The 1,474-nt window shown below is 65.7% G+C and carries 2 protein-coding genes; both read left to right on the forward strand.

The genetic code is table 11. The features are described from left to right. On the forward strand, positions 1-967 hold a 967-nt coding region (locus tag ELR45_RS15420), incomplete at its 5' end, for a sugar ABC transporter substrate-binding protein (protein WP_205856646.1). Positions 968-1,058: 91 nt separating this feature from the next. Next, a partial coding sequence (locus ELR45_RS37930) for an ATP-binding cassette domain-containing protein (protein WP_205856647.1) occupies positions 1,059-1,474 on the forward strand: 416 nt, incomplete at its 3' end.

Below are 1,474 nucleotides of genomic sequence, written 5' to 3' on the forward strand. Positions count from 1 at the left end.
GGAGGCCGCGGCCTCTGACGAAGAGACCGACGATGGAGCGACGGCCGACGGCGACCAGTGGTGCTCCGACGTGAGCATCGCGGCGTTCCCCGGTGGCGGACAGGGAACGCCGTTCACCAACAACGTTCACAACGGATACATGGCCGCCGAGGCGGACCTCGGGCCGGACGTGACCTACTTCTTCTCCGAGTGGAGCGAGGAGCAGATGGTCCAGCAGTTCCGCGAGGCGATGGCGCTGCAGCCGGACGGCATGGCCGTGATGGGCCACCCGGGTGACGCGGCCATGGGTCCGCTGATCGACGAGGCGTACGAGGACGACATCCAAGTCACCGTCGTCAACGTCGAACTACCCGAGTCTCAGGAAGAGTACGGGCCGGACGGAACCGGCTACGTCGGCGCCCCGAACTACGACGCGGGGATGCGGCTGGCCGAAGAAGCGGTCGACCGGGCCGGTGCCGAATCCGGGGATGAGGCGTTCGTGTGGGGCCTGCTCTCTCAGGAAGGGCGCGGGCAGCGGACCCAAGGCATCGTCGACGGGTTCGAGGAGGCCGGGCTGGAAGTCGTCTACCAGGAGATCGACCAAGCCACCAACTCCGACGCTCCGGCGGGGACACCCACGTTCACCGGCACGATGGCCGCCAATCCCGATGTCTCGATCGTGGTGACCGACCACGGCGACCTGACCGCCACTGCGCAGACGTACATGGAGGCGGCCGGCCTGGGGCCGGACGACGTGTACTTCGCCGGCTTCGATCTCAACCCGGCTTCGGCAGAGGCCCTGGACAGCGGCTATCTCGACGTGCTCATCGACCAGCAGCCCTTCTTACAGGGTTACCTGCCGATCCTGCAGATCTGCCTGACCCAGGTATATGGCTTCTCCGGCCTGTTCGTCGACACGGCGGGCGCCTTCATCGACACGGACAACGTCGATGCGATCCGGGAACTGATCGACCAGGAGATCCGATAGCGGCGAGAGAGGCCTGAGCGTTCTGGGCTGTGGCGACGGAACCGTCGCCACAGCCCGGCGAGTAACGCGTTCCGGTTCAACGGAGGTGTTGATGGACACGACCGCACCACCGGTCATGGAGCTGCGTCGAGTGTCGAAGACGTTCGGCGAGGTCCATGCGTTAAGTGAGGTTGACTTCCACGTACGGCCAGGGGAGATCGTCGGGCTGCTCGGTGACAACGGGTCGGGCAAGTCGACGATGGTCAAGATGATGATGGGCTATCACCGCCCGGATCCGGGCGGTGAGGTGTGGTTCGACGGCGATCGGGTGCAGAACTGGTCGGTCGCGAAGGCCCGTTCACTCGGAATCGAGACGGTCTACCAGGAACGCGCTCTGGCCGACCTGCAGCCGGTCTGGCGGAACATGTTCATGGGCCGGGAGCCGGTCAACAGGTTCGGCCTCCTCGACATCCGGCGGATGCGCCGTGAGGCGTCAGCGCTGATGAAAGGGCACATGGGCTTCACCTC

Source organism: Phytoactinopolyspora endophytica, from assembly GCF_004138495.1.
Lineage (GTDB): Bacteria > Actinomycetota > Actinomycetes > Jiangellales > Jiangellaceae > Phytoactinopolyspora > Phytoactinopolyspora endophytica.